Raw genomic sequence first — 21,467 nt, 5'->3', positions numbered from 1 at the left:
TGTACATAGGTTTTGTGGATAACAGAACTATTATTCAAAGCTATAAGCGAAAACTAATTTCTTTGTAAAAAATCTTTTGACATTTAAAAATTAATCGTAAATTTGCCCCTCGAAAAACAGAAAAGATAAAACGATGAGAAAAGGTATTCACCCTGAAAATTATAGATTAGTAGCTTTTAAAGATATGTCTAATGACGAAGTTTTTTTGACGAAGTCTACAGCGAATACTAAAGAAACTATCGAGGTTGATGGTGTAGAGTATCCGCTAGTAAAATTAGAAATTTCTAGAGCTTCTCATCCATTCTATACAGGAAAATCAAAGCTTATCGATACCGCAGGACGTATCGACAAGTTCAAAAACAAATATGCGAAGTTCAAAAAGTAATTTGTTTATAAACACATACAAAAGCCTTCCCAATTGGGAGGGCTTTTTTTGTAATATTACTTTGCCCTGCGACTCCGTTTCGGGCAAATGATAATTAGTGTATTATCTACAGTACTAGCCCTGAGGTTCTCGAAGGGCAGCATACACTGGAAAGACCCTTCTAGTAACCTCATGGTACAACGAATTAATAATTTCCAAATAAAATAGCCCAACTGCATTATTTTTATCATAAACGTCCTTATTTTTGCGCTGTTTAGAAGCATAACTTTTTAGATCATATGAATTACATTCTTTTTGATGGGGTAGCACGTAATGCATTGCTTCCTTTTACCTATACCAGACCCGTTGCCGAAATAAGAATCGGGATTTTAACCATTAGAGAAAAATGGGAAAAGCACCTTTGCTATACTACCTCTACGGTAACTGAGGAGTATTTGAGCGAGAAGTTTCCCATGGTAGAGCTGGAAGAGAATATCATGATCAATGCTTCGTACTTACCTTACAAAAATCTTGTTAAAAAAATTAAGGACTTAGGGCCCAACCAGGCGATTTTTGATAAAGATGAGCCGATTGCGTTTTATGTAAAGGAGGATCAAGAGGTAGATTTTGATAGTTATGAAGTGTTTCAGCATGAAGGAGAAGTATTAACCGTTAAAAATACCTGGGATATTTTTTCAAAAAATGAACAGGCGATACTTCAGGATTTCGCATTGTTAACTGAGGGTAGAAAAAGTCAGCCCATACCCGAAAGTAACAATGTCATTGCTCCCGAAAATATTTTTATTGAAGAAGGGGCAAGTTTGGAATTTACTACGCTTAATGCCAGCAACGGACCTATTTATATAGGTAAGGATGCCGAAATCATGGAAGGAAGTATCATAAGAGGTCCTTTTGTGCTTTGTGACCATGCCACGGTAAAAATGGGTGCCAAGATTTATGGAGGAACTACCGTAGGGCCGCATTCTAAAGTTGGTGGAGAAGTCAATAACTCAGTCATTTTTGGATATTCAAACAAAGGGCATGATGGGTTTATAGGTAATTCTGTACTTGGAGAGTGGTGTAACCTGGGTGCCGATACCAATACATCGAATCTTAAAAACAATTATGCTCCGGTGCGTTTATGGAGCTACGAAACCGAAGGTTTTGCCAAAACCGGACTGCAATTTTGTGGTCTCATGATGGGAGATCATTCAAAATGTGGGATCAATACGATGTTTAATACCGGTACAGTGGTAGGAGTAAACGCTAATATTTTTGGTGGCGGTTTCCCGCGTAATTTTATTCCTAGCTATAGCTGGGGCGGTAGCGGTGGTTTTACTACCTATCTTACCAAAAAAGCTTTTGAAGTGGCCAAAGTAGTAATGGCACGCAGAAATATGGAATTTACCGATCAGGAAAGTAAAATCTTGGAGCATGTTTTTGAAGAAACAAAACATTGGCGTAGGGAGTAAGTAATTCTTAATGATATAAAATAAAAAAGCCGGCTTTTGCCGGCTTTTCTTATGGGTATGGTTAGTTTGTTTTTACTGTTTTGTAAAGAAATACTGATCAGTAAGCTCTATACCGTCTTCATTAAATGTCTCGCTGATTACCAACTCAGATCCACTTAACGTGATTGTACCGCTAAAAATAACGTATCCGTTTTCTTCGGTACCTTCAAATGTTTCTCCGTTGCTTGTTTCAACATAAGAGAACTCTATTAACGTAAGTTTCTTTTCTTCTTCGTCATATGCCCAGTTACCTCTAGAAGAATATGTTTCATCTTCTTCTTTGAATGTAGGAGTACAGGTTTCGGCAGTAGCGTTGAAATCAATATCACGAACAGAAAATTTTTCTTCAAATGAATATGTTCCATCTGCATTAAATATAATAGGCAAAGAATTTAATGTAAAACAGTATGCATCTTCGATAGTAATAGTTTCATTATTATTACATCCAAATTGTTCATAAGCTTCACAATCAGCATCCCCAATATTTGTTGTTACACCTTCTTCAACGGATTTTGTGTAGTTCCAGGTACCAACAAGGTTGTTGTTTCCTCCCCAAGCTTCAACTTCTACACATACTTCAACTGGCTCACTTATATTACCAGCGTCGTCATAAATACAAAGGAAGTAGCAGAATTGTCCTGGAGGTAACGTTTCAGCGAAGTTTACATCAATAGTTACTTCATTATCATTCATTTTTGCGGGCGTGTTTTTGAACATCCCGTGTTTTTTGGTTCGGGTTGCATTGCTAGCTCCAAAAGCAAGATTAGGGATGTCTAAATAATCTGAAGCAGCAGTACCGTTTTCTACTACCTGAAGATATGCACCTGCGTATGTGTCAGGAACATTTAAACGTATGTCAAAACCATTTGATAAAAATGCAGATTGTTCTGTAGCGCTAGTTTCAAAAGAAATATTCCCGTTAGGAGTAGGAGCGTTTCCGGTCACTCGAGTTGCACCATTTACAGAGATTCCCTGAGATGCGGTGTTTACATCAATAACCATATCTTCTACCGGATTAGGGTCTACTTGGGTTAAATCTGCAGGAGATTCGTCATCACTTCCACAAGAAATTGCTCCTAAAAGAAGAGATGAAAACAAAAATAAATTAAGTTTTTTCATAGGATTTGGGTTAATTGAAAATGTTAAAATTTAATTAATGAGTAGCGAATATATAAAAAATATATCGGTTAAGTGCAAATAAAACTGTTGTAATTAAGTTTAGTGCTCTTGTTTCAAGTTATTTAGCTGTTTTTTCCTTCCAGACCCGTTTCAGGATCAAGAAGTTTTGCGGGTTGTTGGTAAGTCCCTTTACATTTTTTTGAGTAAATCGTACGACCTCGTCATAGTATAAAGGAACAATAGGTGCATTGGCCATAATGATCGAATCCATTTTTGCATAATGTCGTTCCCTGGTGCCGGCATTGGTAATCAAAAAGCTTTCTTCGTATAATCTATCAAAAGTTTCATTTTTAAAATGCGTGTAGTTTGGACCATTGGGTGTATGATTTTTACTATAATAGGGAGATAAAAAGTTTTCTGCATCCGGATAATCTGCAATCCAACTGGCTCGGAAAGCTTCTAATTCACCGCTCCATTTTTTCTTTCGTATGGTAGATGGAGGCATTACATCGACAATAATAGTAAGTCCTACTTTTTCAAGTTCTCGTTGTATGAATTCACAAATGCTTTGATAATTGGAGTCTGTAGCAATGCGTATGGTGGGGTTTTTGTTTCCCGTTTGTTTAATGTATTTCTTAATATACATTCGGGCTTTTTCTGGACTGTATTCGTATCCTTGGATATTAGCAAACCCTGGAATTCCTTTGGGGATAAAGCCATGTACTGCTGGGGTACCAATGCCATTTTTTAAATAGGTAATCATTTTCTCGCGGTCAAAACCATGATTAATGGCTTTGCGAAGTAATTCGGATTTAATTTCATCTTTTTCGGTATCGAGATAAAAGCCGAGATATTCTGAGTTTAAATAGGGGCCCTTGCTTATATGAATTTTGTCCTGATATTTTTTACGTAATTTCCCAGTTGGTGTGAGTAGCTCATCTTTATAGGAGGCATCTAGACTGTTTAATAGGTCCAGTTTTCCTTGGGCAAATTGTAAGAATTCACTTTGTTTATCGGGTAAAAAGGTAACGGCTACTGCTTCAAGATAGGGTAGTGGGTTTCCTTTACTGTCTTTTTCAAAGTACAATTCATTTTTTCTGAAGACAAGTTTGATATTTTCTTCCCAGAGTTTAAATTTAAAAGGTCCTGTGCCCACTGGGTTTGATCTGAATTGATTCCCATAGAAGTCTACCACTTCTTTGGGTACTACCGAGCAATATCGCATACTCATAAGTCCCAAAAATGCGGGAAATGGCTTCTTTAAATTAATTTTAAAAATGGTATCATGTATTGCTTTATAGCCTTTTACGTTTTTAAGAACCCAGTTCCCGGGAGAAGCAACATTTGGATCTACTAGCCGATCAAAACTGTAAACAAAGTCTTGGGCAACAACCAGCCGCGTGCTGTCTTTGGTATCGAATTTTGAATGTTTGTGAAATTTCACGTCATTCCGTAAAAAGAAAGTATACTGTAATCCATCCTCCGAAATTTCCCATCTTTTTGCAATATCCGGAATGATATGTAGGGAGTCATCTAGTTGCACCAATCCATTAAATAATTGGTTGGTAGACCAGATATTGGGAACATCGCGTGCAAATGCGGGGTCCAGGGAACTCACGTTTTCGAAGTGATTGTATCTGAATACTTCGTGATCTTGATTCTTTTGCGACGACCGCCCGCAAGAGAGTATAGAAAAAAACAAGTAAGCTATTGTTAAATAACGAATTACAGAAATAAAATGTTGAATTCTCAATTTTAGTAAACGAATTATTGTTGGTATATTTGCACCCTTAAAAAAATATTCTTTTTTAGTTTATAATTCTTAGGCACTAGTAAAGGATAAATATAAAGAGATTTCTGTCGTTGCGGAAATAGGATGTAGTTTTATGAGAAAAAAAGTAGCTTTTTATACATTAGGTTGTAAACTGAATTTTTCGGAAACATCAACAATAGCCAGAGGATTTACCAATGAAGGCTTTGATCGTGTTGATTTTTCCGAAACAGCAGATATATATGTTATTAATACCTGTTCGGTTACCGAAAACGCAGATAAAAGGTTCAAAACCATTGTAAAACAGGCTTTAAAGATAAATGAAAATGCTTTTGTTGCAGCGGTAGGGTGCTATGCACAACTTAAACCCGAAGAGCTAGCCGCGGTAGATGGTGTAGACCTGGTTTTGGGGGCTACCGAAAAATTTAAAATCACAGATTATATTAATGATCTCTCTAAGAATGATTTTGGAGAAGTACATTCTTGTGAAATTGAAGAAGCCGATTTTTATGTAGGTAGCTACTCTATTGGTGATCGAACCAGAGCTTTTTTGAAGGTGCAGGATGGTTGCGATTACAAATGCACTTATTGTACCATCCCTTTGGCAAGAGGAATTTCGCGTAGTGACACTTTAAACAACGTGCTTAAAAATGCTAAAGAGATTTCAGAGAAAGGGATAAAAGAAATTGTACTTACAGGAGTGAATATTGGTGATTATGGTAAAGGCGAGTTTGGAAATAAAAAACATGAGCACACTTTTTTTGAGCTTGTGAAGGCCCTTGATGATGTAGAAGGAATAGAACGGTTACGAATATCATCAATAGAGCCTAATTTGTTAAAGAATGAAACCATTGATTTTGTCTCAAAATCAAGGACTTTTGTTCCTCATTTTCACATCCCACTGCAATCAGGTAGTGATGAAGTTCTCAAGTTAATGAGAAGAAGATATTTGAGCGACTTATATGTAGACAGGGTACACAAAATAAAAGAGGTAATGCCACATGCCTGTATTGGAGTAGATGTTATCGTTGGTTTTCCTGGAGAGACCGATGATCATTTCCTTGATACCTATAATTTCTTATCGGCATTGGATATCTCGTACTTACATGTGTTTACATACTCTGAAAGAGATAATACGATTGCTGCAAAATTAGATGGAGTAGTACCTCATGATGTACGTAAAAAACGTAGTAAGATGTTAAGGGGGTTGTCGGTCAAAAAGCGAAGGGCTTTTTATGAAGGCCAATTAAGAACTGAAAGAACTGTGCTTTTCGAATCTGAAAATAAAGAGGGCTATATTCATGGTTACACAGAAAATTATGTGAAAGTAAAAATGCCTTGGGATCCATCGTATGTTAATGCATTACATCGAGTAAAGTTAAGAGATATTGATGATGATGGGATGGTGCGATTTGATTTCGTTACCCAAAAAATAAAAGCATAAAAAAACCTGCAATCCTGCAGGTTTATCAGTGATACTATTTTAAGATACTAGATGTTAATTCCTACGGGGAGTAAATTCTTGTATTTCCTCCTGTTTTTTCGCATAAACTTTGCGATGATAGGACTTGTAGGGACTAGTCTTATATTTCTTTCTTCAATAATATTAAATACGGCAACTATAAAATCTTCATGAAGGCCTTTTTCAATTTGGTCTTCGCTCATGATAAGTTTGGTTAAGAAAATTTTCCTCTCCTGTTGGGCGTACTCGATCTTTGCTTTTTGATCTTCAATTGTAGTTTCGAATTGTCTTAGAAATTCATTGTCGATGATTTCTAATTCAACATCACTCATGTTCTCCATATTTTTTTAAATTATGTGATCTTTAAGTCATACACAAGGGGGCAACCCCAATACCTAACGTCACCTTACTTAGAACATACTGAACTATTACAATGAGCTTCCAGTTCAAATGTGTTTACTTAAATGTGCCTAACTAAGATTTGTTAGTTAAAATTCCCTTTTTATAAAAATTTAACTCAGGATTTCCTTTCTTAGAAAAAAGGAATACCATAATTTTGATAGGCAAAGATACTAAAATTAGTGCTTTAAACTGAAATTTCATTGTTAAAATACCTATGTTGCAGGAAGTTAGCCATGTTTACTTTGTTCCAGGGATGGCGGCCGATGTTTCAATTTTTGAAAACATCCGATTGCCAGAGGACCATTTTAGTACCTACATGGTTCCCTGGAAAATCCCAAACAAGAAAGAATCAATGGGGGAGTATGCCAAAAGAATGTGTTTAGAAATTAAACATGATAATGCGGTTTTGGTAGGAGTCTCTTTTGGTGGCGTTGTAGTGCAGGAAATGAGCAAATATCTTAATGTTAAAAAAGTAATTATCATTTCTAGTGTAAAAAGTAAACATGAATTACCAAGACGCATGAAACTTGCGCGAAAAACAAAGCTGTACAAGCTTTTACCAACATCATTGGTTTCTAAAATAGACAACTGGGAAAAACTGGCTTTTGGTGAATTTGCCAAGAAAAGAGCGGCTATGTATCAAAAATACTTATCTGTAAACGATAAAACATATCTTGACTGGGCTATTGAAAAAATGGTGTGTTGGGATCAGGAAAAATGTCCTAATAGACTCGTTCATATTCATGGTGATAGAGACATTGTTTTTCCTATTTCAAATATAAAGAATTGTATTACAGTTGATAAGGGTACTCATGTAATGATTGTTAATCGAGCACGGTGGTTTAATAAGAATTTACCCGAAATTATCAATGATAACTTGCATTAGTCTAACTTTTTACGTTATATTGTAACATAAATTTTATTTTCCCCCAATAAAATCTACTTGTAACGATGAAGATGATTAAAAAAGTTTTAGTTTTTTTAGGTGTATTGTTCACTTTTGGAATTTTAGTTAATGCTACCCAGGATAATCCTCAAAAAACTCCAGCACAAGAAGTATTAGAAGAAAAGTTAGTTAATGACTATAATGTCTACGCTATACCTATGCCAGATAATCTTAATTTTGCTGGTGAATTGGTTCCTATTTCAAATCCCGATATTAGAGAAAGAATGGATAGAGAGTTGTTGGTGAATACATACTGGCAATCTAATGGTCTTCTGCTTTTTAAACGGGCAAATAAGTATTTTCCTATTATAGAGCCAATCCTTAAAGAACAAGGTGTCCCTGATGATTTTAAATACCTTGCTGTTATCGAAAGTAGTTTGACGCAAGCCGTCTCTCCTGCTAGGGCAACTGGATTTTGGCAGATATTGAAGGGTACGGCAAAAGAATATGGCTTAGAAGTTAATCAAAATGTGGATGAAAGATATCATATCGAAAAATCTACTGAAGTTGCTTGTAAATATCTTAAGAAAGCTAAAGAAAAATTTGGCTCATGGACTCTGGCTGCAGCTGCTTATAATGCAGGTAGGGCAGGGATCCTTAGGCAAATGGAACGACAAGATGCAAAGACCTATTACGATTTATTATTAGGCGAAGAAACTGGAAGATATGTTTTTAGGATTGTAGCTGTGAAAGAAATCTTAAGTAATCCAAAAAATTATGGGTTCAATTTTAAAGAAGAAGATTTGTATAAGCATATTCCGACGTTTAATGTTTTGGTAGATGAACCTATTACTGATTTTAATGCATTTGCTAAGCAATATGATATTAATTATAAAATCTTAAAGCTTCATAATCCTTGGTTAAGAGAGACTCACCTAAATAATTCTACAGGAAAAGAATATCTTGTGAAAATTCCTAGGGATGGATATTATAAAACGGGAGTAGGACAGTAATACAAAGGATTCTCTTAACTTAATTAATTCCTTTTTTTTACTTATGTTAGCTGTTTAATTATAAATGGCATGAACACAACAGTACTTATTTCATTAATTTTAATAGGATTATTGGCTGGTTTTTTTAGCGGGACTCTTGGTATTGGAGGTAGTGTTGTGATGATTCCGCTTATGATTTTGTGGCTAAACTTTTCTCAACATCAGGCGCAAGGAACGAGTCTTGCGGTTTTGGCCGTTCCAGTAACTTTATTAGCTGCGTATAACTATTATAACGAGGGGCACGTAAATTGGAAGTATGCGGTCATTATTGCCATTACCTTTATTGTTGGAGGTTACTTGGGAAGTAAACTTGCCATTTCCATTAATCAGGCATTACTTAAAAAAATATTCGGAGGCGTATTGTTGTTGGTGGCGTTAAAAATGATTCTAGGTAAATAATGTTATTAAAACCTGTTACGACGTTTAAGTTTACTTAAAGAATCTTTTTCACGTTTATACTTTTCATACTCTTCGTCGATTCTTCTTTCCTCGTCGGTTCTTCCATCCTCACCAACTTTTTCTTTTTTCTTTTTTTCTTTTTTGCCTCTTCTACCTGTGTTTCCTTCATCCTCATCTTCGTCTGGGTTTTCTAAATCAGCAGTTCCATCCTCATTTAATAATCCTCGGGCATCAAGATCGGCTATGATTAATGATACACCTTTTGATAACGAATTGAAATGAATGTTGTAAGAGTTACTTAGGGTCTCGCTAGAGTGATGTGTTTCAATTTTTTGAATATTCAGAACTTTTTTCTCTTCATTGGCAAAGTACATCATTGGAAACCCAAGAGCGTGTTTTAATTTATTTACAATGTGCGAATCTTGATTCGTTTTTTCATCAACATAAACTAATTTAATATGCTGGTTATATTCCTTACTCTTTGCTTTTAAATTTTCTTTAGTATCCCAAAAAAGAACAACAAAATCTATTTGGTCGTGAAATCTATCGGCAAGGTCGTTAAGAGCAGGAATTTCTCCAATTCCGGGTACACACCATGCCGCATATGTGATGAGAAACATAGGTTTTTCATACTCTTCAAAAGTTACAGGATCTTCCTTTAGGTTGTTTACTGTGAAATTATCCAGATAGGTTCCGTTAAGATGATTGGCAACAAGCGAATCAAACAAAAATGTGGCGCGTTCTAGATCATTCTCTCTATAGGCTTCATCCATTTTCATATTATATTTTACAATATGAGCAGATATTGCCGAAGAAAACGGGATTTTCACTTCTTGTTGTGCAAACAAACTGTTGCAAAATGAAAAGAGTATTCCTATTATTAAAAAATTTCTCATTATTAATTAATTACAATCGCTAAAGTACTATAAACTCTTCAAAAAAACAGTTTTTGGGTTGAAAACTTAGTCTCAAAACTATTTGGCTTAAAGGGTTTAATGTTCCAAACTTTTACTTGATAACGTAATACTTAAAGCAATTAGTGTGCCTAGATTTTTTTCATCTGCTGTTTCATCATAGCAATTTGATCTTTCAGCATGTTGTGTTTATCTAATTTCTTGGCTTCGGTTAAAAGAGTTTGAGCTTCTCTTTTTCGACGTTTGGTCATGGCAATACCGGCAAGGTTTAGTTTTGCTACAGCAAGATCTTGATTCATAGACAACCCTAACTTAATAGCTCGTTTAAGATACTTTTCTGCCTGGGTAATATTAGTTTGCGATAACATAATACCCAAAAGGTAGTTGTAATATCCTTGTTGCTTGGTGGTAAGAGCACTTTCTGGGTTTTTGATTTTATCTAACCACTTTTTTGCTCCGGCGAAATCTTGTTTTCGCAATCTCAAAAAAGCAAGAAGAATCATTTCGTTTTTGAAGTATAAAAACACAAAAATTAGGGAAAGCAGGATTAGCATAATACCATTTCCAATATATCCTTCTATTATCTGCCATACGGCCCATCCAATAATTAATGCTGCTATTACTAATTTTATATTTTTGTTGTACATTGAAGTGTTTTATTTTAAAGTCGCGGCAAAGTTAATAAAAACAAATAAAAATATTTTGATATTTCGGTTTGTCAAAGTAAAAAGTCTTTGTATATTTGCCCGCAGTTTTGAAGAGAGATCTTCAAAAATGAGATAAGGACAATTTTAAGAAGATATATAAAGGATAGATAGCAATGAAAAGAACGTTTCAACCATCGAAAAGAAAGAGAAAAAACAAACACGGTTTCAGAGAGCGTATGGCATCTGTTAATGGTAGAAAGGTATTAGCTCGTAGAAGAGCTAAAGGTAGAAAGAAGTTATCTGTTTCTTCAGAATTAAGACACAAGCACTAATGATTAGGTGTTCAAAAAATATTAAAGGTGTTACTTCATGAGTAACGCCTTTTTTTATATCTATTAGAAAAAGAATTATTATACACAACACAATTTTAATTACATGCCAAAAAGAGAAGAACTTAAGAGTATATTGATTATTGGATCCGGACCTATTATTATTGGACAAGCTTGTGAATTTGATTATTCGGGATCGCAAGCATTACGTTCTTTGAGAGAAGACGGAATTGAAACTATTCTTATCAATTCTAACCCGGCTACGATCATGACAGACCCCTCGATGGCTGATCATGTATATCTTAAACCGTTGAATACCAAGTCTATTATTGAAATTCTAAAGAAACACCCTGAAATAGATGCGGTATTACCAACAATGGGTGGCCAAACAGCTTTAAATTTATGTATTGAAGCCGATGAAAAAGGAATTTGGAAGGATTTTGATGTTGAAATTATTGGAGTAGATATTGATGCCATTAATATTACCGAAGATCGAGAGCAGTTTAGAGAGCTTATGCTTAAAATAGGAATCGGGATGGCACCACAAGCTACAGCAGGATCTTATCTTAGAGGTAAAGAGATTGCACAAGAGTTTGGTTTTCCTTTAGTAATTAGGGCTTCTTATACGCTTGGTGGAGCAGGAGCATCTTTTGTGTATAAAGAAGAGGAATTTGATGAACTGTTAACTCGTGGATTAGAAACCTCTCCGATTCATGAAGTAATGATCGATAAGGCATTGATTGGCTGGAAAGAATATGAACTGGAACTTTTGAGAGACGCCAATGATAATGTAGTCATCATTTGTGCTATTGAAAATATGGATCCTATGGGGATTCATACTGGTGATTCTATTACGGTAGCACCTGCAATGACATTAAGTGATAAAACATATCAGCGCATGCGGGATATGGCCATTCATATGATGCGCAGCATAGGGGAGTTTGCAGGGGGATGTAATGTGCAATTTGCCGTGAGTCCCGATGATAAAGAAGATATTATTGCGATCGAAATCAATCCACGTGTATCGAGATCTTCCGCTCTGGCGTCTAAGGCAACGGGGTACCCAATTGCAAAGATTGCAGCCAAACTAGCTATCGGATATAATCTAGACGAGTTGGACAACCAGATTACAAAATCAACTTCGGCTTTATTTGAGCCTACGTTAGATTATGTAATCGTAAAAATACCGCGTTGGAATTTTGATAAGTTCGAGGGGTCAGATAGAACTTTGGGACTACAAATGAAAGCGGTAGGAGAAGTAATGGCCATTGGTAGATCTTTCCAGGAAGCATTGCACAAAGCTACGCAGTCTTTAGAAATTAAAAGAAATGGTCTTGGAGCTGATGGAAAAGGATACAAAAACTATGATCAGATTATAGAAAAATTAACCTATGCTAGTTGGGATAGGGTATTTGTAATCTATGACGCGATTCAGATGGGAATTCCGTTAAGCAGAATTCATGAAATCACCAAAATTGATATGTGGTTCTTAAAACAATATGAAGAATTACACAATCTTGAAAAAGAAATCTCTACATATACGATACAATCACTTACCAAAGATTTGATTCTAGAGGCGAAACAAAAAGGTTTTGCTGACAGACAAATCGCACATATGGTAGGTTGCTATGAAAGTGAGGTATATAATAAGAGAGATGAACTGGGAATAAAAAGGGTGTATAAACTGGTAGATACCTGTGCTGCAGAGTTTAGAGCAGAAACTCCTTATTTCTACTCCACTTTTGAAGCAGAAATAGAAACACCCGATGGAACAATATCTGTTGCAAACGAAAGTGAAGTAAGTGATAGAAAGAAAATAGTAGTTTTAGGATCTGGTCCCAACCGTATTGGGCAAGGTATAGAATTTGATTACTGTTGTGTGCATGGAGTTTTAGCCTCTGCCGAGTGTGGATATGAAACCATTATGATTAACTGTAACCCAGAAACAGTTTCTACAGATTTTGATACTGCAGATAAATTATACTTTGAACCTGTATTCTGGGAACATATTTATGATATCATAAGACATGAGAAACCAGAGGGTGTAATTGTCCAGTTAGGAGGTCAGACGGCACTAAAACTAGCTGAAAAATTAGATCGCTACGGAATTAAAATCATAGGAACAAGTTTTCAATCTCTAGACCTTGCAGAGGATAGAGGTAGCTTCTCAAAACTTTTGAAGGAGAATAACATTCCTTATCCAGAATTTGATACTGCTGAAACTGCAGATGAAGCATTGGAAGTTGCCGATAGGTTAGATTTCCCGATTCTTGTAAGACCGTCTTATGTACTAGGGGGTCAGGGAATGAAAATCGTAATTAATAAGCAAGAGCTAGAGGAGCATGTTGTGGATTTACTTCGTAAGATACCAAATAACAAGTTGTTGTTGGATCATTATCTAGACGGTGCTATTGAAGCAGAAGCGGATGCAATTTGTGATGGCGAAAATGTATATATCATTGGTATTATGGAGCATATCGAGCCTTGTGGGATTCATTCTGGAGATTCTAACGCTACCTTACCAGCATTTAACTTGGGAGAGTTTGTGATGCAACAAATTAAAGATCACACTCACAAAATTGCACTGGCACTAAATACCGTCGGATTGATAAATATTCAGTTTGCGATAAAAGATGATACCGTTTATATTATCGAGGCAAACCCAAGAGCATCTAGAACAGTACCTTTTATTGCAAAAGCTTATGGAGAGCCGTATGTAAATTATGCAACGAAGGTAATGCTAGGTGAGAAAAAAGTAACCGACTTTGATTTTAAACCTCATCTAGAGGGATATGCAATTAAGCAGCCAGTATTCTCGTTCAATAAATTCCCTAATGTGAATAAAAAGTTGGGGCCAGAAATGAAGAGTACTGGAGAAAGCATCCTGTTTATCGATGATCTTAAGGATGATCAATTTTACGACCTATATTCGAGACGAAAAATGTATTTAAGCAAGTAAGAAAGAGTCTTATATAAATAATATAGAATTTTAGAAAACCAGGTATTCTTACCTGGTTTTTTCATAAGCTTTTCTAAAAAGGTGTTAAATATTATCCCATTTGTATGTTTATTAACTTTTTGATAGTAAATCTATTAATATATTGTAGTAATATTATTATTTATTGATTATATATCTATTAAATATAGATTTCTTTTTTTTAGCAGAAAGTATTATTAATATTATAAAACATATATCATGAAGAAATTATTATTCGCTTTTTTTCTTATTGTAACTTCGATGTCCCACTCTAAGGATTTATACAACAGTAATCCTTCATCTACAAACAATGAAGTTTTTTCTTTTGATATTAAACCATCAATAACTTCAGAGTTTATAAGAATTGAAACTAACAAACCTAATTATTCTCTGCACCTTAAAATTATTGATAAGGCAGGATTCATAAGAATGGAAAAAAAACTTCATCTTGATAGAGAAGTGGACGTTTCAGAATTGCGTAAGGGATATTATCTCATCAAAATATATAGTGAAAATGATATGGCAATAAGACGATTTTACAAAGGTCAGGATGCTGTAAGCAATAAATAGTTATTCTTCCAAAAAACCGTCTGCTTCCCAATCCAAAATAATGTCTATAGTTTCTTGAGGTAACCTTCCTGACGGTGGCATAACATTGTTGATACTGGTTGAAATCATTCGTAATACAAGGTCTCTATCTACTGCAATAAGTGTCTCTTGATACGTGCGCATAGGAAAGGGAGCTCCTTCCACGGGTGGATCGGTGTGGCAGCGTACACATTGCGCATCTATAATTGCCTTTACATCTGCATTATAGGTAGTAATTTTATCTGGGTTTGGGTTTGTATCTGGATCAGGATCTGGACCCGACATTGGATCCGAACTATCATCGCTACTACAATTAAAACATAGGACGGCAATCAAAACTAACAGACAATTTCTGAGCGTGCTTTTCATAGCTTGGGGATTTTTTATAGAAATATACAAAGATTCCTTGTAATTAGTTTTATAACGTTTCAGAAATGATATAAGTATAGATTTAATTTTTCAGTGTTATCTTTACATTATACTTTTCAAGAATTTCCAAATGAGATTCAAGCTCAAATTCTGAGGCTTTAAAACGGTCTCGTCTGGCCTTGGCATCTTCTTTACGAATAATGCTTCTTACAAAACGTCGAATAGCAGTTTTGTTCTCCAGAATAAGGCCAGGTATTGGAATACTCTTCCCTTCGGGGTTTTTGGCAACCATAGTGAAATAGCTGGAGTTGCAGTGTTTGATTACACCAGTCTGAATATTTTCTGATTCTACGCGCACTCCAACTACCATAGACGTGGTTCCTACGTGATTTACCGATGCCTTCATAGTCACTAGTTCACCTACTTCTATAGGTTTTAGAAAATCGACTTTATCTACACTTGCAGTAACACAATACGCTTCAGAATGTTTTGATGCACAAGCAAAGGCTATTTGATCCATTAGGGATAATATATAGCCTCCGTGTATTTTTCCGCTAAAATTAGAATGAGAAGGAAGCATAAGTTCTGATATGATTACTCTCGACTCTCTATTGGTTTTGTGTTTTTTTTTGCTCATATTATTTATTTCTAAAATGTGGTGATTCTTCTTCTACAACATCAACAATAAAATATTTGGTATCCCCAAGCCAGGAGATTTTTGCAAAACGCTCTATATAGGTTAATTTAACATATCTTCCCTGGAATTTTTCTAACTTCTTGATTACATCTTTTTCTTTGTCTTCAACAGAAAAACTGAATATTTGCGCTCCCGAAATTCCCTGACTAATTTCTCCTTCCCAGGTTTTAACAATTACTCCTTTATTACTGAATTTTATTAGTTCACCACTTCGTGTACCTTTACTATAACTGGCAAAGTAAACAAACGCATACCATCCGGCAAACAATGCTAGGATTACAACTATGATTATGGCCAAAATCTTCTTCATGAATTATAAAGCTTTATAAAGGTTGGTGATGAATTCATCTATTTTGTTTGGTTCTAGCCACCTTGTAACGACTACTAGATTTCGTTTATGATCAATTACGATAAAATTGCCACCAAAACCTGCTGCATAATATAAATGTTCGGGAAGCCCTTCCCAATGTCTAGTTCCTTTTTGGTTTAACCACCACATAAACCCATAGTTAGAATTTGCTAGTGACGGTTTTGTTGCTTCTTCGATCCATTTTTTAGATAACAATTGTTTTCCATTCCAGTTACCGTTGTTTAAAAATAAGAGACCAAATCGGGCATGATCTAAGGTGTTCACAAACAATCCGCCTCCAGAGTGTCCACCACCACTTACCGATTGCATTTTTATTCCATCAATGTTTACCCACGAATTTTCATATCCAAACCATCTCCAAGTTGTAGAAGCACCAATGGGGTCCATAATTTTTTCTTTTAGTACTTGTGGTAGTGGTTTTCTCCAAACATTTAGCAAGCAATACGCCAATAGATTGACTCTAACGTCATTATATTCAAAAACAGTTCCTGGTTCATTAAGGGGTCTATTTTTCCAATCGTCTATGTTTCCTTCCTTAGGCGGGCGATCTGCCCAATCATAACCTCCCCATAATTGACCAGACCAGTCCGATGATTGAGTAAGTAAATGGCGCCATGTTATTTTCCTATTGTGGTTACCATCAAAAGTGCGATCCCAAAGATGTTTGTAAGTTGGAGCGTCCAGAGAAGAGATCAATTGATTATCAAAAGCAAGACCAGCTACCGTAGATAGATAGCTTTTGGTTACACTGAAAGTCATATCAACACGTTCAATATCTCCCCACTTTGCTATGATATACCCGTTTTTGATAATTAAACCTGCGGCAGCTCCCCTTTTTTTGGTCGGACCAAGTATTTGATGATAGGGTTCTCTCTCAAATCCTTTAAGAATGGCTTGTCTTAAATCTTTGGCCCCAGAATATTCGTTGTTTTTTGCAAACACTACGGCATCTTGAAGTTTTTTTGTTTCTATACCAAATTCTGAAGGCTTTTTTTCTTCCCAACTTCCGCGAAGAGGAAAATAAATAGTTTGCGCAATACAAACATGTGTGATAAGTAAAACAAGAAAAAGTAAGTTGTTTTTTGTTTTCATCATGATACTATGAATTAAGTAGTGTGAAGCGATCATTTTTATATTCTAGAATTAGCGGCTTACCTTCGACTTCGATTGCAATATCAAATTCTGAGGAAAAGGCTTTATCGCTATTAGGATACCAATCTTTTTTGCTCTTATCGATACAAATAAACAAACCATTTTCTGAACCAATGGCACAAAATCGATCTAAGTCCCCACTATATTTTGAAAGTGAGATTTGTTTGGTTAAAAAATCAAACTTTTCGATTACGCTAGTCGTAGCTACACCAATTTCTGAAATTTCTAAGAGACTTTCGCTTCCAAAAACTTCTTCTGAACATGAATTAAGGTTTTTGCGTGCAATAAATTCCACTATATTTTTGTCATAATCATAAAAATACATTGCTTTTGCATTCCAGGCAGTAAAATCTATAATTTCATCATCATTATCCTTTAAAATGGTAACCTTTTTTTTTAACCAGTTAAGTGCCTCTATCTCTTTATTTGAAGGAATGTTGATGGCAAAATGATATGGAGTACAATGATTACTTTTTATAAAAGTAAGGATTGAAGTTCCTACTTGCAGCTCAAATCTCTCTGGACTTTTATGAATCATTTCTAAACCTATTTTTTTTATGTAGAAATCATACTGTTCATCCAGGTGATTGGTGTATAATGTAAGTTCTTTAATTTTCATTTTTTAAGCCAGATAAGGTTCTTCTAATTAATAAAAAGAAACCGATTACAAAAAGAAGAGACCCCAAAAATAAAAAACCTTGCAAGACATAGGTGAATGTTAAATACAATTCACTGCCCCATACTTTGGCATACAGGACACCAACACGAGTAGTTATACTGCATAATAACCAAATAACACTGCCTAGTAATAATAATATGCTATCCGGTTTGGTTCCAATTTTAAATGTGTAGTACAGGCAAATTGCAAGAATAAATACTTGCCCCAATGAGGTAAGCAGTCCAAAAAAAATGTAATAGATAATCTCTGTAAAACTAGGTTCCATAATACCTTAAATTTCATTGTCTTCGGTGGCCCGTTTTATAATGGCCTCTGGTAACGATTTTTTAGCTTTTGCCCCCATTTTTTTAAGTTTTTCGACACTAGTAATTAGGTTTCCTCGTCCCTCGACTAATTTATTCATAGCTGCCGAATAATCTTTTTTGGCATCGTCTATTTTTTTGCCAACACCTGTAAGATCTTTGACCAAACCTTCAAATTTATCATATAGAGCTCCCGCCTGACGGGCAATTTCAATGGCATTTCGTTGCTGTTTTTCATTGTTCCACATCGTATCAATGGTTCGCAATGTGGCCAATAAAGTCGAGGGAGTAACAATGACAATGTTTTTTTCGAAAGCTTGGTTATACAATTTGTTATCTTGATTAATTGCTATAGCAAAAGCTGGTTCTATAGGTACAAAAAGTAATACAAAATCTGGGGATTCTATATCATATAAATCTTGATAATTCTTACTAGAAAGTTGATCTACATGTCGTTTCAAAGAATTAATATGCTCCTTTAAATAATTCGCTTTATTGTTTTCATCATCTTCATTTACATAACGTTCATAAGCGGTAAGGGTTACTTTTGAATCGATCACCATTTTTTTATTATCTGGAAGATAGATTACTACATCGGGTAAAACGCGTTCGCCATCTTCTTTTGTAAAGCTTTGTTGGACAAAATATTCCCGATCTTTTTCTAAGCCCGATTTTTCAAGTACGCGTTCAAGTACCAATTCACCCCAGTTCCCCTGCATTTTGCTATCGCCTTTTAGGGCTTTTGTAAGGTTGGTGGTTTCTTTACTCATTTGTTCGTTAAGATCTTTGAGTCCAAGAATTTGTTGACGCAAGGCTGCATGATAATCAATACTTTCTTTGTGCGTTTGTTCTACTTTTTTTTCGAAGGTGTTGATTTTTTCCTGAAGAGGGGTTAAAATGTTTTTGATGTTTTCTTTGTTTTGCTCTGTAAACTTATTTGATTTTTCATCCAATATTTTATTAGCAAGGTTCTCGAACTCTTTCGAGAATTTTTCCTGAAGTTTTTCTACTTCATTTTTCTGTTCCTTGTTTTTGAGTTGTAGATTTTCAAACTCGGCGTTACGGCGTGTAAGTTCGGTATTTAAAAAATCTTTTTCTCTTCGAATTTCTTCACGCTCCTGGGTGATTTCAGAAACAATTTTTTCTGAGTTTTTTTTAAATTCTTCAAACTGCGACTGAAGTAATATTGCTTTTTCGGTTATCGCATTTTGTTCACTTTTTATTTTTAAGGAAGCAACATACTTACCAATAAAAAAACCTACTAAAACAGATATTATAATTACGCCAACAGAAATAAGGATTGGTGTGTATTCTGACATGTAATCTTTTGTTTATTCAAAGATAAAGATTCTAAATTGACTCCTAAACAAAAAAGAAGCTATCCTTTTACAGATAGCTTCAAATAGTAATTAACGGTTAGTGTTAACTAAAAAAGTGTTATGGTTTGAAATCGGTTATAGACGATGTTTGTACTTTTATATCAAATGTGATTTTACCATTACTTCCGTCTCCAGGTGTAAGGGCAGTAACTTTAATAAGTCCTTTGTTGCCATAGTTATCTACAAATTCTAAAACATCTCCTATTGCCAGATCATTAACTCTTTCTGTAGTTGGAATAGCAATAGAATTTAAATCTTCTCTTGAAGTTACTGTGTCAAAATCTAATGCACTACCCTTTTTGATATAAAAATTATTTAATTCTTCTTGAGCAACGCCGGTAAGTTCAGAAACAGCAGCGTTTGCTAGCCCATCACCATTTGTGTCAAAAAGTGCTGGGTAATTAGCTACAGAAGCGAAAGAAGCTTTTCCGCTAGCTCCATAGTAGTATCCAAAATCCCAAAGAGCTGCATATTCTTCACCATCTAAAATCTTGTATTTTTTACCATCTAGCACAGACATAAAAGTCTCAGAAGCTTCATTGTCAAGAGGTGCAGCTAGGATTGTTTGTGTATATGATTTTACACCATTTCCAACTGCTCCGTTTCCTGCTGTAATTGTGATTGTTCCAAAATCGAAATCTCCGATTGCATTTCTTTTTGTTACATCTCTAAAATCACCTCTTCCGGTAGTAGCCCACAGGATATAAGTAATTGTTCCATCGGTAGTAGTTGGGGTGTCAAAATCAATATTAAAGGTAAATGTCGTTTTGTTATCACTTTTTAGATCTACAGATCCATCTGCTTTTTCATCTACTTCTTGGTTGGTAAATACAAAAGGTTCTATAGCACCGCCATTTTCACTTTTGGCAATGTATAATCTTCTCATAGGTTCGTCTGCCGTAAAAGTTACATTGACTTTTTCACTGGCATTAAGTGAGGTTGTTGTGATTTTGAGATCACGTTCTGCGGTATTACCCACATTGGTTGTATTTACAATTAATTCATAAGCAGTTTCTCCACTTCCTCCTTCAATATCCATATTATCGTCAGAGCTACAACTAAAAATAACTGTAGAGGCTACAAGTATTAATAAGATCGATTTGATTTTCGAGATTTTGTTCATAATAGAATTGGTTTTAATAATTTGGGTAAAAGTATTGTTTTCACCATTAAAACAGTTAAGTATAACACAGCAAATTTTTACAGTTTTTCCACAATATGCGAATTTGATCGATGAAATGCTCAAAAACACGGTTTTTTCACATATTTTTGTTATCCTCTTACCTTGTACCTGCCGGATTTATGATCAAAAATGATCAAATCCTCGGGAAAAAGCCCAGAAAATGCCCTTGCCTGAACCAGTTCTTTGGGACGACCAAATTCAAAACCTTCTTTATTCATTACAATCATTTTATCACAAAGCTGAATAGCAAAATCAATTTCGTGAGTAGAAAAAAGTATGGTTTTCTTGGTTTCGAATGCCAGACGTTTTAATAGTTTTAAAATATAAGCCTTATGATATACATCCAAATGAGTAGTGGGTTCATCTAGCATAATAAAAGGAGTATCCTGGGCTATGGCGCGAGCAATTAATACCTTTTGAAGCTGTCCGTCACTAAGCTCAAAACACCTTTTGGTTACCAGATCTTCAATATGAGTAACTTCTATGGCTTTTCTAACTTTATCAATATCATCTTCGGTCATTTTACCAACCCAATTGGTGTAAGGTTGCCTGCCCAGGGCAACTAATTCTTGAACAGTAATATTTTTTGAAGCAATTTGCTCGGTCAAAACGATACTCAACTTTGAAGCAAGTTCGAGAGGTTTATAAGAGGTAAGTTCCTTTTCTGCCAAATGGATATTGCCATGCAAAGCGGGCTGTACTCTGGATAATGTTCGAAGCAAAGTAGATTTTCCTATACCATTGGCTCCAACCAATCCTACCAATTCTCCTTCATATAGTTTAAGGTTAATATCGGCAGCGACTACATTAAGTTCCTTTTTGGTATGATAGCCAATAGAAAGATCTTCTGTTTTTAGAACAATATTTAAACTTTCAGGATTGATAGGTTTTTTGTTTTTAAGATTTAGTGCTTAT

At 35.1% G+C, this 21,467-nt stretch carries 23 protein-coding genes; 9 read left to right on the top strand and 14 right to left on the bottom strand.

Translation table 11 applies throughout. The features are described 5' to 3' along the window. The first annotated feature begins 133 nt into the window (after positions 1-133). Together U6A24_RS11595 and U6A24_RS11590 are read left to right on the top strand one after the other, a co-directional pair. The gene (locus U6A24_RS11595; protein WP_248327257.1) at positions 134-385 is read left to right on the top strand and encodes a type B 50S ribosomal protein L31; all 252 of its coding nucleotides are present in this window, start codon (positions 134-136) and stop codon (positions 383-385) included. A gap of 278 nt (positions 386-663) precedes the next feature. Further along, on the top strand, positions 664-1,836 hold the full coding sequence (locus U6A24_RS11590) for a GlmU family protein (protein WP_324180134.1): 1,173 nt from the start codon (positions 664-666) through the stop codon (positions 1,834-1,836). 72 nt (positions 1,837-1,908) lie between these two features. Here the strand turns inward: U6A24_RS11590 and U6A24_RS11585 are convergent, their stop codons facing one another. Beyond that, positions 1,909-2,994 carry a hypothetical protein gene (locus U6A24_RS11585; protein WP_324180133.1) on the bottom strand — a complete coding sequence of 362 codons (1,086 nt, stop codon included), beginning with the start codon at positions 2,992-2,994 and terminating at the stop codon, positions 1,909-1,911. Positions 2,995-3,112: 118 nt separating this feature from the next. Then, positions 3,113-4,741 (bottom strand): ABC transporter substrate-binding protein, encoded by a 1,629-nt coding sequence (locus tag U6A24_RS11580; RefSeq protein WP_324180379.1) that lies wholly within the window; start codon positions 4,739-4,741, stop codon positions 3,113-3,115. 139 nt (positions 4,742-4,880) lie between these two features. Between U6A24_RS11580 and mtaB the strand changes: the two genes are divergently transcribed. Beyond that, positions 4,881-6,209 carry a tRNA (N(6)-L-threonylcarbamoyladenosine(37)-C(2))-methylthiotransferase MtaB gene (gene mtaB / locus U6A24_RS11575; protein WP_324180132.1) on the top strand — a complete coding sequence of 443 codons (1,329 nt, stop codon included), beginning with the start codon at positions 4,881-4,883 and terminating at the stop codon, positions 6,207-6,209. Between the two features lie 47 nt (positions 6,210-6,256). Here mtaB and U6A24_RS11570 read toward each other — a convergent pair whose 3' ends face one another. Beyond that, positions 6,257-6,559, bottom strand: coding sequence for an N-acetyltransferase (locus tag U6A24_RS11570; RefSeq protein WP_324180131.1), 303 nt, complete (start codon positions 6,557-6,559; stop codon positions 6,257-6,259). Between the two features lie 284 nt (positions 6,560-6,843). On the opposite strand from U6A24_RS11570, the gene U6A24_RS11565 reads away from it, so the two are divergent. From U6A24_RS11565 to U6A24_RS11555, 3 genes are all read left to right on the top strand, one after another. Continuing rightward, the gene (locus U6A24_RS11565) at positions 6,844-7,515 is read left to right on the top strand and encodes an alpha/beta hydrolase (RefSeq protein ID WP_324180130.1); all 672 of its coding nucleotides are present in this window, start codon (positions 6,844-6,846) and stop codon (positions 7,513-7,515) included. Positions 7,516-7,580: 65 nt separating this feature from the next. Further along, complete coding sequence (locus tag U6A24_RS11560; protein WP_324180129.1) at positions 7,581-8,528, top strand: lytic transglycosylase domain-containing protein; 948 nt, start codon at positions 7,581-7,583, stop codon at positions 8,526-8,528. Positions 8,529-8,597: 69 nt separating this feature from the next. After that, entirely contained in the window at positions 8,598-8,966 is a 369-nt protein-coding gene (locus U6A24_RS11555; RefSeq protein ID WP_324180128.1) for a sulfite exporter TauE/SafE family protein, read from the top strand. A gap of 5 nt (positions 8,967-8,971) precedes the next feature. On the opposite strand, the gene U6A24_RS11550 is transcribed toward U6A24_RS11555, so the two are convergent. Then, positions 8,972-9,862: a TlpA family protein disulfide reductase gene (locus U6A24_RS11550; protein WP_324180127.1), complete on the bottom strand. Its 891-nt coding sequence runs from the start codon at positions 9,860-9,862 to the stop codon at positions 8,972-8,974. A gap of 149 nt (positions 9,863-10,011) precedes the next feature. Continuing rightward, on the bottom strand, positions 10,012-10,527 hold the full coding sequence (locus U6A24_RS11545) for a DUF2892 domain-containing protein (protein ID WP_324180126.1): 516 nt from the start codon (positions 10,525-10,527) through the stop codon (positions 10,012-10,014). A 173-nt stretch (positions 10,528-10,700) separates the two neighbouring features. Here U6A24_RS11545 and rpmH point away from each other — a divergent pair, with 173 nt between their 5' ends. From rpmH to U6A24_RS11530, 3 genes are all read left to right on the top strand, one after another. Next, positions 10,701-10,859: a 50S ribosomal protein L34 gene (gene rpmH / locus U6A24_RS11540; RefSeq protein ID WP_073314535.1), complete on the top strand. Its 159-nt coding sequence runs from the start codon at positions 10,701-10,703 to the stop codon at positions 10,857-10,859. Between the two features lie 103 nt (positions 10,860-10,962). Beyond that, complete coding sequence (gene carB, locus U6A24_RS11535) at positions 10,963-13,815, top strand: carbamoyl-phosphate synthase large subunit (protein ID WP_324180125.1); 2,853 nt, start codon at positions 10,963-10,965, stop codon at positions 13,813-13,815. Between the two features lie 237 nt (positions 13,816-14,052). Next, positions 14,053-14,403 carry a hypothetical protein gene (locus U6A24_RS11530; RefSeq protein WP_324180124.1) on the top strand — a complete coding sequence of 117 codons (351 nt, stop codon included), beginning with the start codon at positions 14,053-14,055 and terminating at the stop codon, positions 14,401-14,403. Here U6A24_RS11530 and U6A24_RS11525 read toward each other — a convergent pair whose 3' ends face one another. The 9 genes from U6A24_RS11525 to U6A24_RS11485 all read right to left on the bottom strand — a co-directional run bounded on the left by U6A24_RS11525 (position 14,404) and on the right by U6A24_RS11485 (position 21,388). Further along, on the bottom strand, positions 14,404-14,790 hold the full coding sequence (locus U6A24_RS11525; RefSeq protein ID WP_324180123.1) for a hypothetical protein: 387 nt from the start codon (positions 14,788-14,790) through the stop codon (positions 14,404-14,406). An 82-nt stretch (positions 14,791-14,872) separates the two neighbouring features. Next, complete coding sequence (locus tag U6A24_RS11520) at positions 14,873-15,427, bottom strand: acyl-CoA thioesterase (RefSeq protein ID WP_324180122.1); 555 nt, start codon at positions 15,425-15,427, stop codon at positions 14,873-14,875. A gap of 1 nt (position 15,428) precedes the next feature. After that, positions 15,429-15,797 (bottom strand): 6-phosphogluconate dehydrogenase, encoded by a 369-nt coding sequence (locus U6A24_RS11515; protein ID WP_324180121.1) that lies wholly within the window; start codon positions 15,795-15,797, stop codon positions 15,429-15,431. Between the two features lie 3 nt (positions 15,798-15,800). Continuing rightward, entirely contained in the window at positions 15,801-16,949 is a 1,149-nt protein-coding gene (locus tag U6A24_RS11510; RefSeq protein WP_407654036.1) for a serine hydrolase domain-containing protein, read from the bottom strand. A gap of 7 nt (positions 16,950-16,956) precedes the next feature. Further along, the gene (locus tag U6A24_RS11505) at positions 16,957-17,628 is read right to left on the bottom strand and encodes a VOC family protein (RefSeq protein ID WP_324180119.1); all 672 of its coding nucleotides are present in this window, start codon (positions 17,626-17,628) and stop codon (positions 16,957-16,959) included. Beyond that, positions 17,618-17,953, bottom strand: a complete 336-nt coding sequence (locus U6A24_RS11500; RefSeq protein WP_324180118.1) for a hypothetical protein — start codon at positions 17,951-17,953, stop codon at positions 17,618-17,620. Before U6A24_RS11500 ends, U6A24_RS11505 begins: the two co-directional genes overlap by 11 nt. Positions 17,954-17,959: 6 nt before the next feature. Beyond that, the gene (gene rmuC, locus U6A24_RS11495) at positions 17,960-19,309 is read right to left on the bottom strand and encodes a DNA recombination protein RmuC (protein WP_324180117.1); all 1,350 of its coding nucleotides are present in this window, start codon (positions 19,307-19,309) and stop codon (positions 17,960-17,962) included. A gap of 118 nt (positions 19,310-19,427) precedes the next feature. Then, on the bottom strand, positions 19,428-20,492 hold the full coding sequence (locus tag U6A24_RS11490) for a hypothetical protein (protein ID WP_324180116.1): 1,065 nt from the start codon (positions 20,490-20,492) through the stop codon (positions 19,428-19,430). Positions 20,493-20,641: 149 nt separating this feature from the next. Continuing rightward, positions 20,642-21,388 (bottom strand): ABC transporter ATP-binding protein, encoded by a 747-nt coding sequence (locus U6A24_RS11485; protein WP_324180378.1) that lies wholly within the window; start codon positions 21,386-21,388, stop codon positions 20,642-20,644. Positions 21,389-21,467: the final 79 nt, after the last annotated feature.

It is taken from the genome of Aquimarina gracilis (genome assembly GCF_035285365.1).
Taxonomy (GTDB): Bacteria; Bacteroidota; Bacteroidia; order Flavobacteriales; family Flavobacteriaceae; genus Aquimarina; species Aquimarina gracilis.
This window is presented reverse-complemented; position numbering and strand designations above follow the sequence as displayed.

Excerpts from the sequence above, each read along its gene's own strand:
- U6A24_RS11595 (WP_248327257.1), top strand. The coding sequence starts at position 134 with ATGAGAAAAGGTATTCACCCTGAAAATTATAGATTAGTAGCTTTTAAA.
- U6A24_RS11590 (WP_324180134.1), top strand. The coding sequence starts at position 664 with ATGAATTACATTCTTTTTGATGGGGTAGCACGTAATGCATTGCTTCCT.
- U6A24_RS11585 (WP_324180133.1), bottom strand. The coding sequence starts at position 2,994 with ATGAAAAAACTTAATTTATTTTTGTTTTCATCTCTTCTTTTAGGAGCA.
- mtaB (WP_324180132.1), top strand. The coding sequence starts at position 4,881 with ATGAGAAAAAAAGTAGCTTTTTATACATTAGGTTGTAAACTGAATTTT.
- U6A24_RS11570 (WP_324180131.1), bottom strand. The coding sequence starts at position 6,559 with ATGAGTGATGTTGAATTAGAAATCATCGACAATGAATTTCTAAGACAA.
- U6A24_RS11565 (WP_324180130.1), top strand. The coding sequence starts at position 6,844 with ATGTTGCAGGAAGTTAGCCATGTTTACTTTGTTCCAGGGATGGCGGCC.
- U6A24_RS11560 (WP_324180129.1), top strand. The coding sequence starts at position 7,581 with ATGAAGATGATTAAAAAAGTTTTAGTTTTTTTAGGTGTATTGTTCACT.
- U6A24_RS11555 (WP_324180128.1), top strand. The coding sequence starts at position 8,598 with ATGAACACAACAGTACTTATTTCATTAATTTTAATAGGATTATTGGCT.
- U6A24_RS11550 (WP_324180127.1), bottom strand. The coding sequence starts at position 9,862 with ATGAGAAATTTTTTAATAATAGGAATACTCTTTTCATTTTGCAACAGT.
- U6A24_RS11545 (WP_324180126.1), bottom strand. The coding sequence starts at position 10,527 with ATGTACAACAAAAATATAAAATTAGTAATAGCAGCATTAATTATTGGA.
- rpmH (WP_073314535.1), top strand. The coding sequence starts at position 10,701 with ATGAAAAGAACGTTTCAACCATCGAAAAGAAAGAGAAAAAACAAACAC.
- carB (WP_324180125.1), top strand. The coding sequence starts at position 10,963 with ATGCCAAAAAGAGAAGAACTTAAGAGTATATTGATTATTGGATCCGGA.
- U6A24_RS11530 (WP_324180124.1), top strand. The coding sequence starts at position 14,053 with ATGAAGAAATTATTATTCGCTTTTTTTCTTATTGTAACTTCGATGTCC.
- U6A24_RS11525 (WP_324180123.1), bottom strand. The coding sequence starts at position 14,790 with ATGAAAAGCACGCTCAGAAATTGTCTGTTAGTTTTGATTGCCGTCCTA.
- U6A24_RS11520 (WP_324180122.1), bottom strand. The coding sequence starts at position 15,427 with ATGAGCAAAAAAAAACACAAAACCAATAGAGAGTCGAGAGTAATCATA.
- U6A24_RS11515 (WP_324180121.1), bottom strand. The coding sequence starts at position 15,797 with ATGAAGAAGATTTTGGCCATAATCATAGTTGTAATCCTAGCATTGTTT.
- U6A24_RS11510 (WP_407654036.1), bottom strand. The coding sequence starts at position 16,949 with ATGAAAACAAAAAACAACTTACTTTTTCTTGTTTTACTTATCACACAT.
- U6A24_RS11505 (WP_324180119.1), bottom strand. The coding sequence starts at position 17,628 with ATGAAAATTAAAGAACTTACATTATACACCAATCACCTGGATGAACAG.
- U6A24_RS11500 (WP_324180118.1), bottom strand. The coding sequence starts at position 17,953 with ATGGAACCTAGTTTTACAGAGATTATCTATTACATTTTTTTTGGACTG.
- rmuC (WP_324180117.1), bottom strand. The coding sequence starts at position 19,309 with ATGTCAGAATACACACCAATCCTTATTTCTGTTGGCGTAATTATAATA.
- U6A24_RS11490 (WP_324180116.1), bottom strand. The coding sequence starts at position 20,492 with ATGAACAAAATCTCGAAAATCAAATCGATCTTATTAATACTTGTAGCC.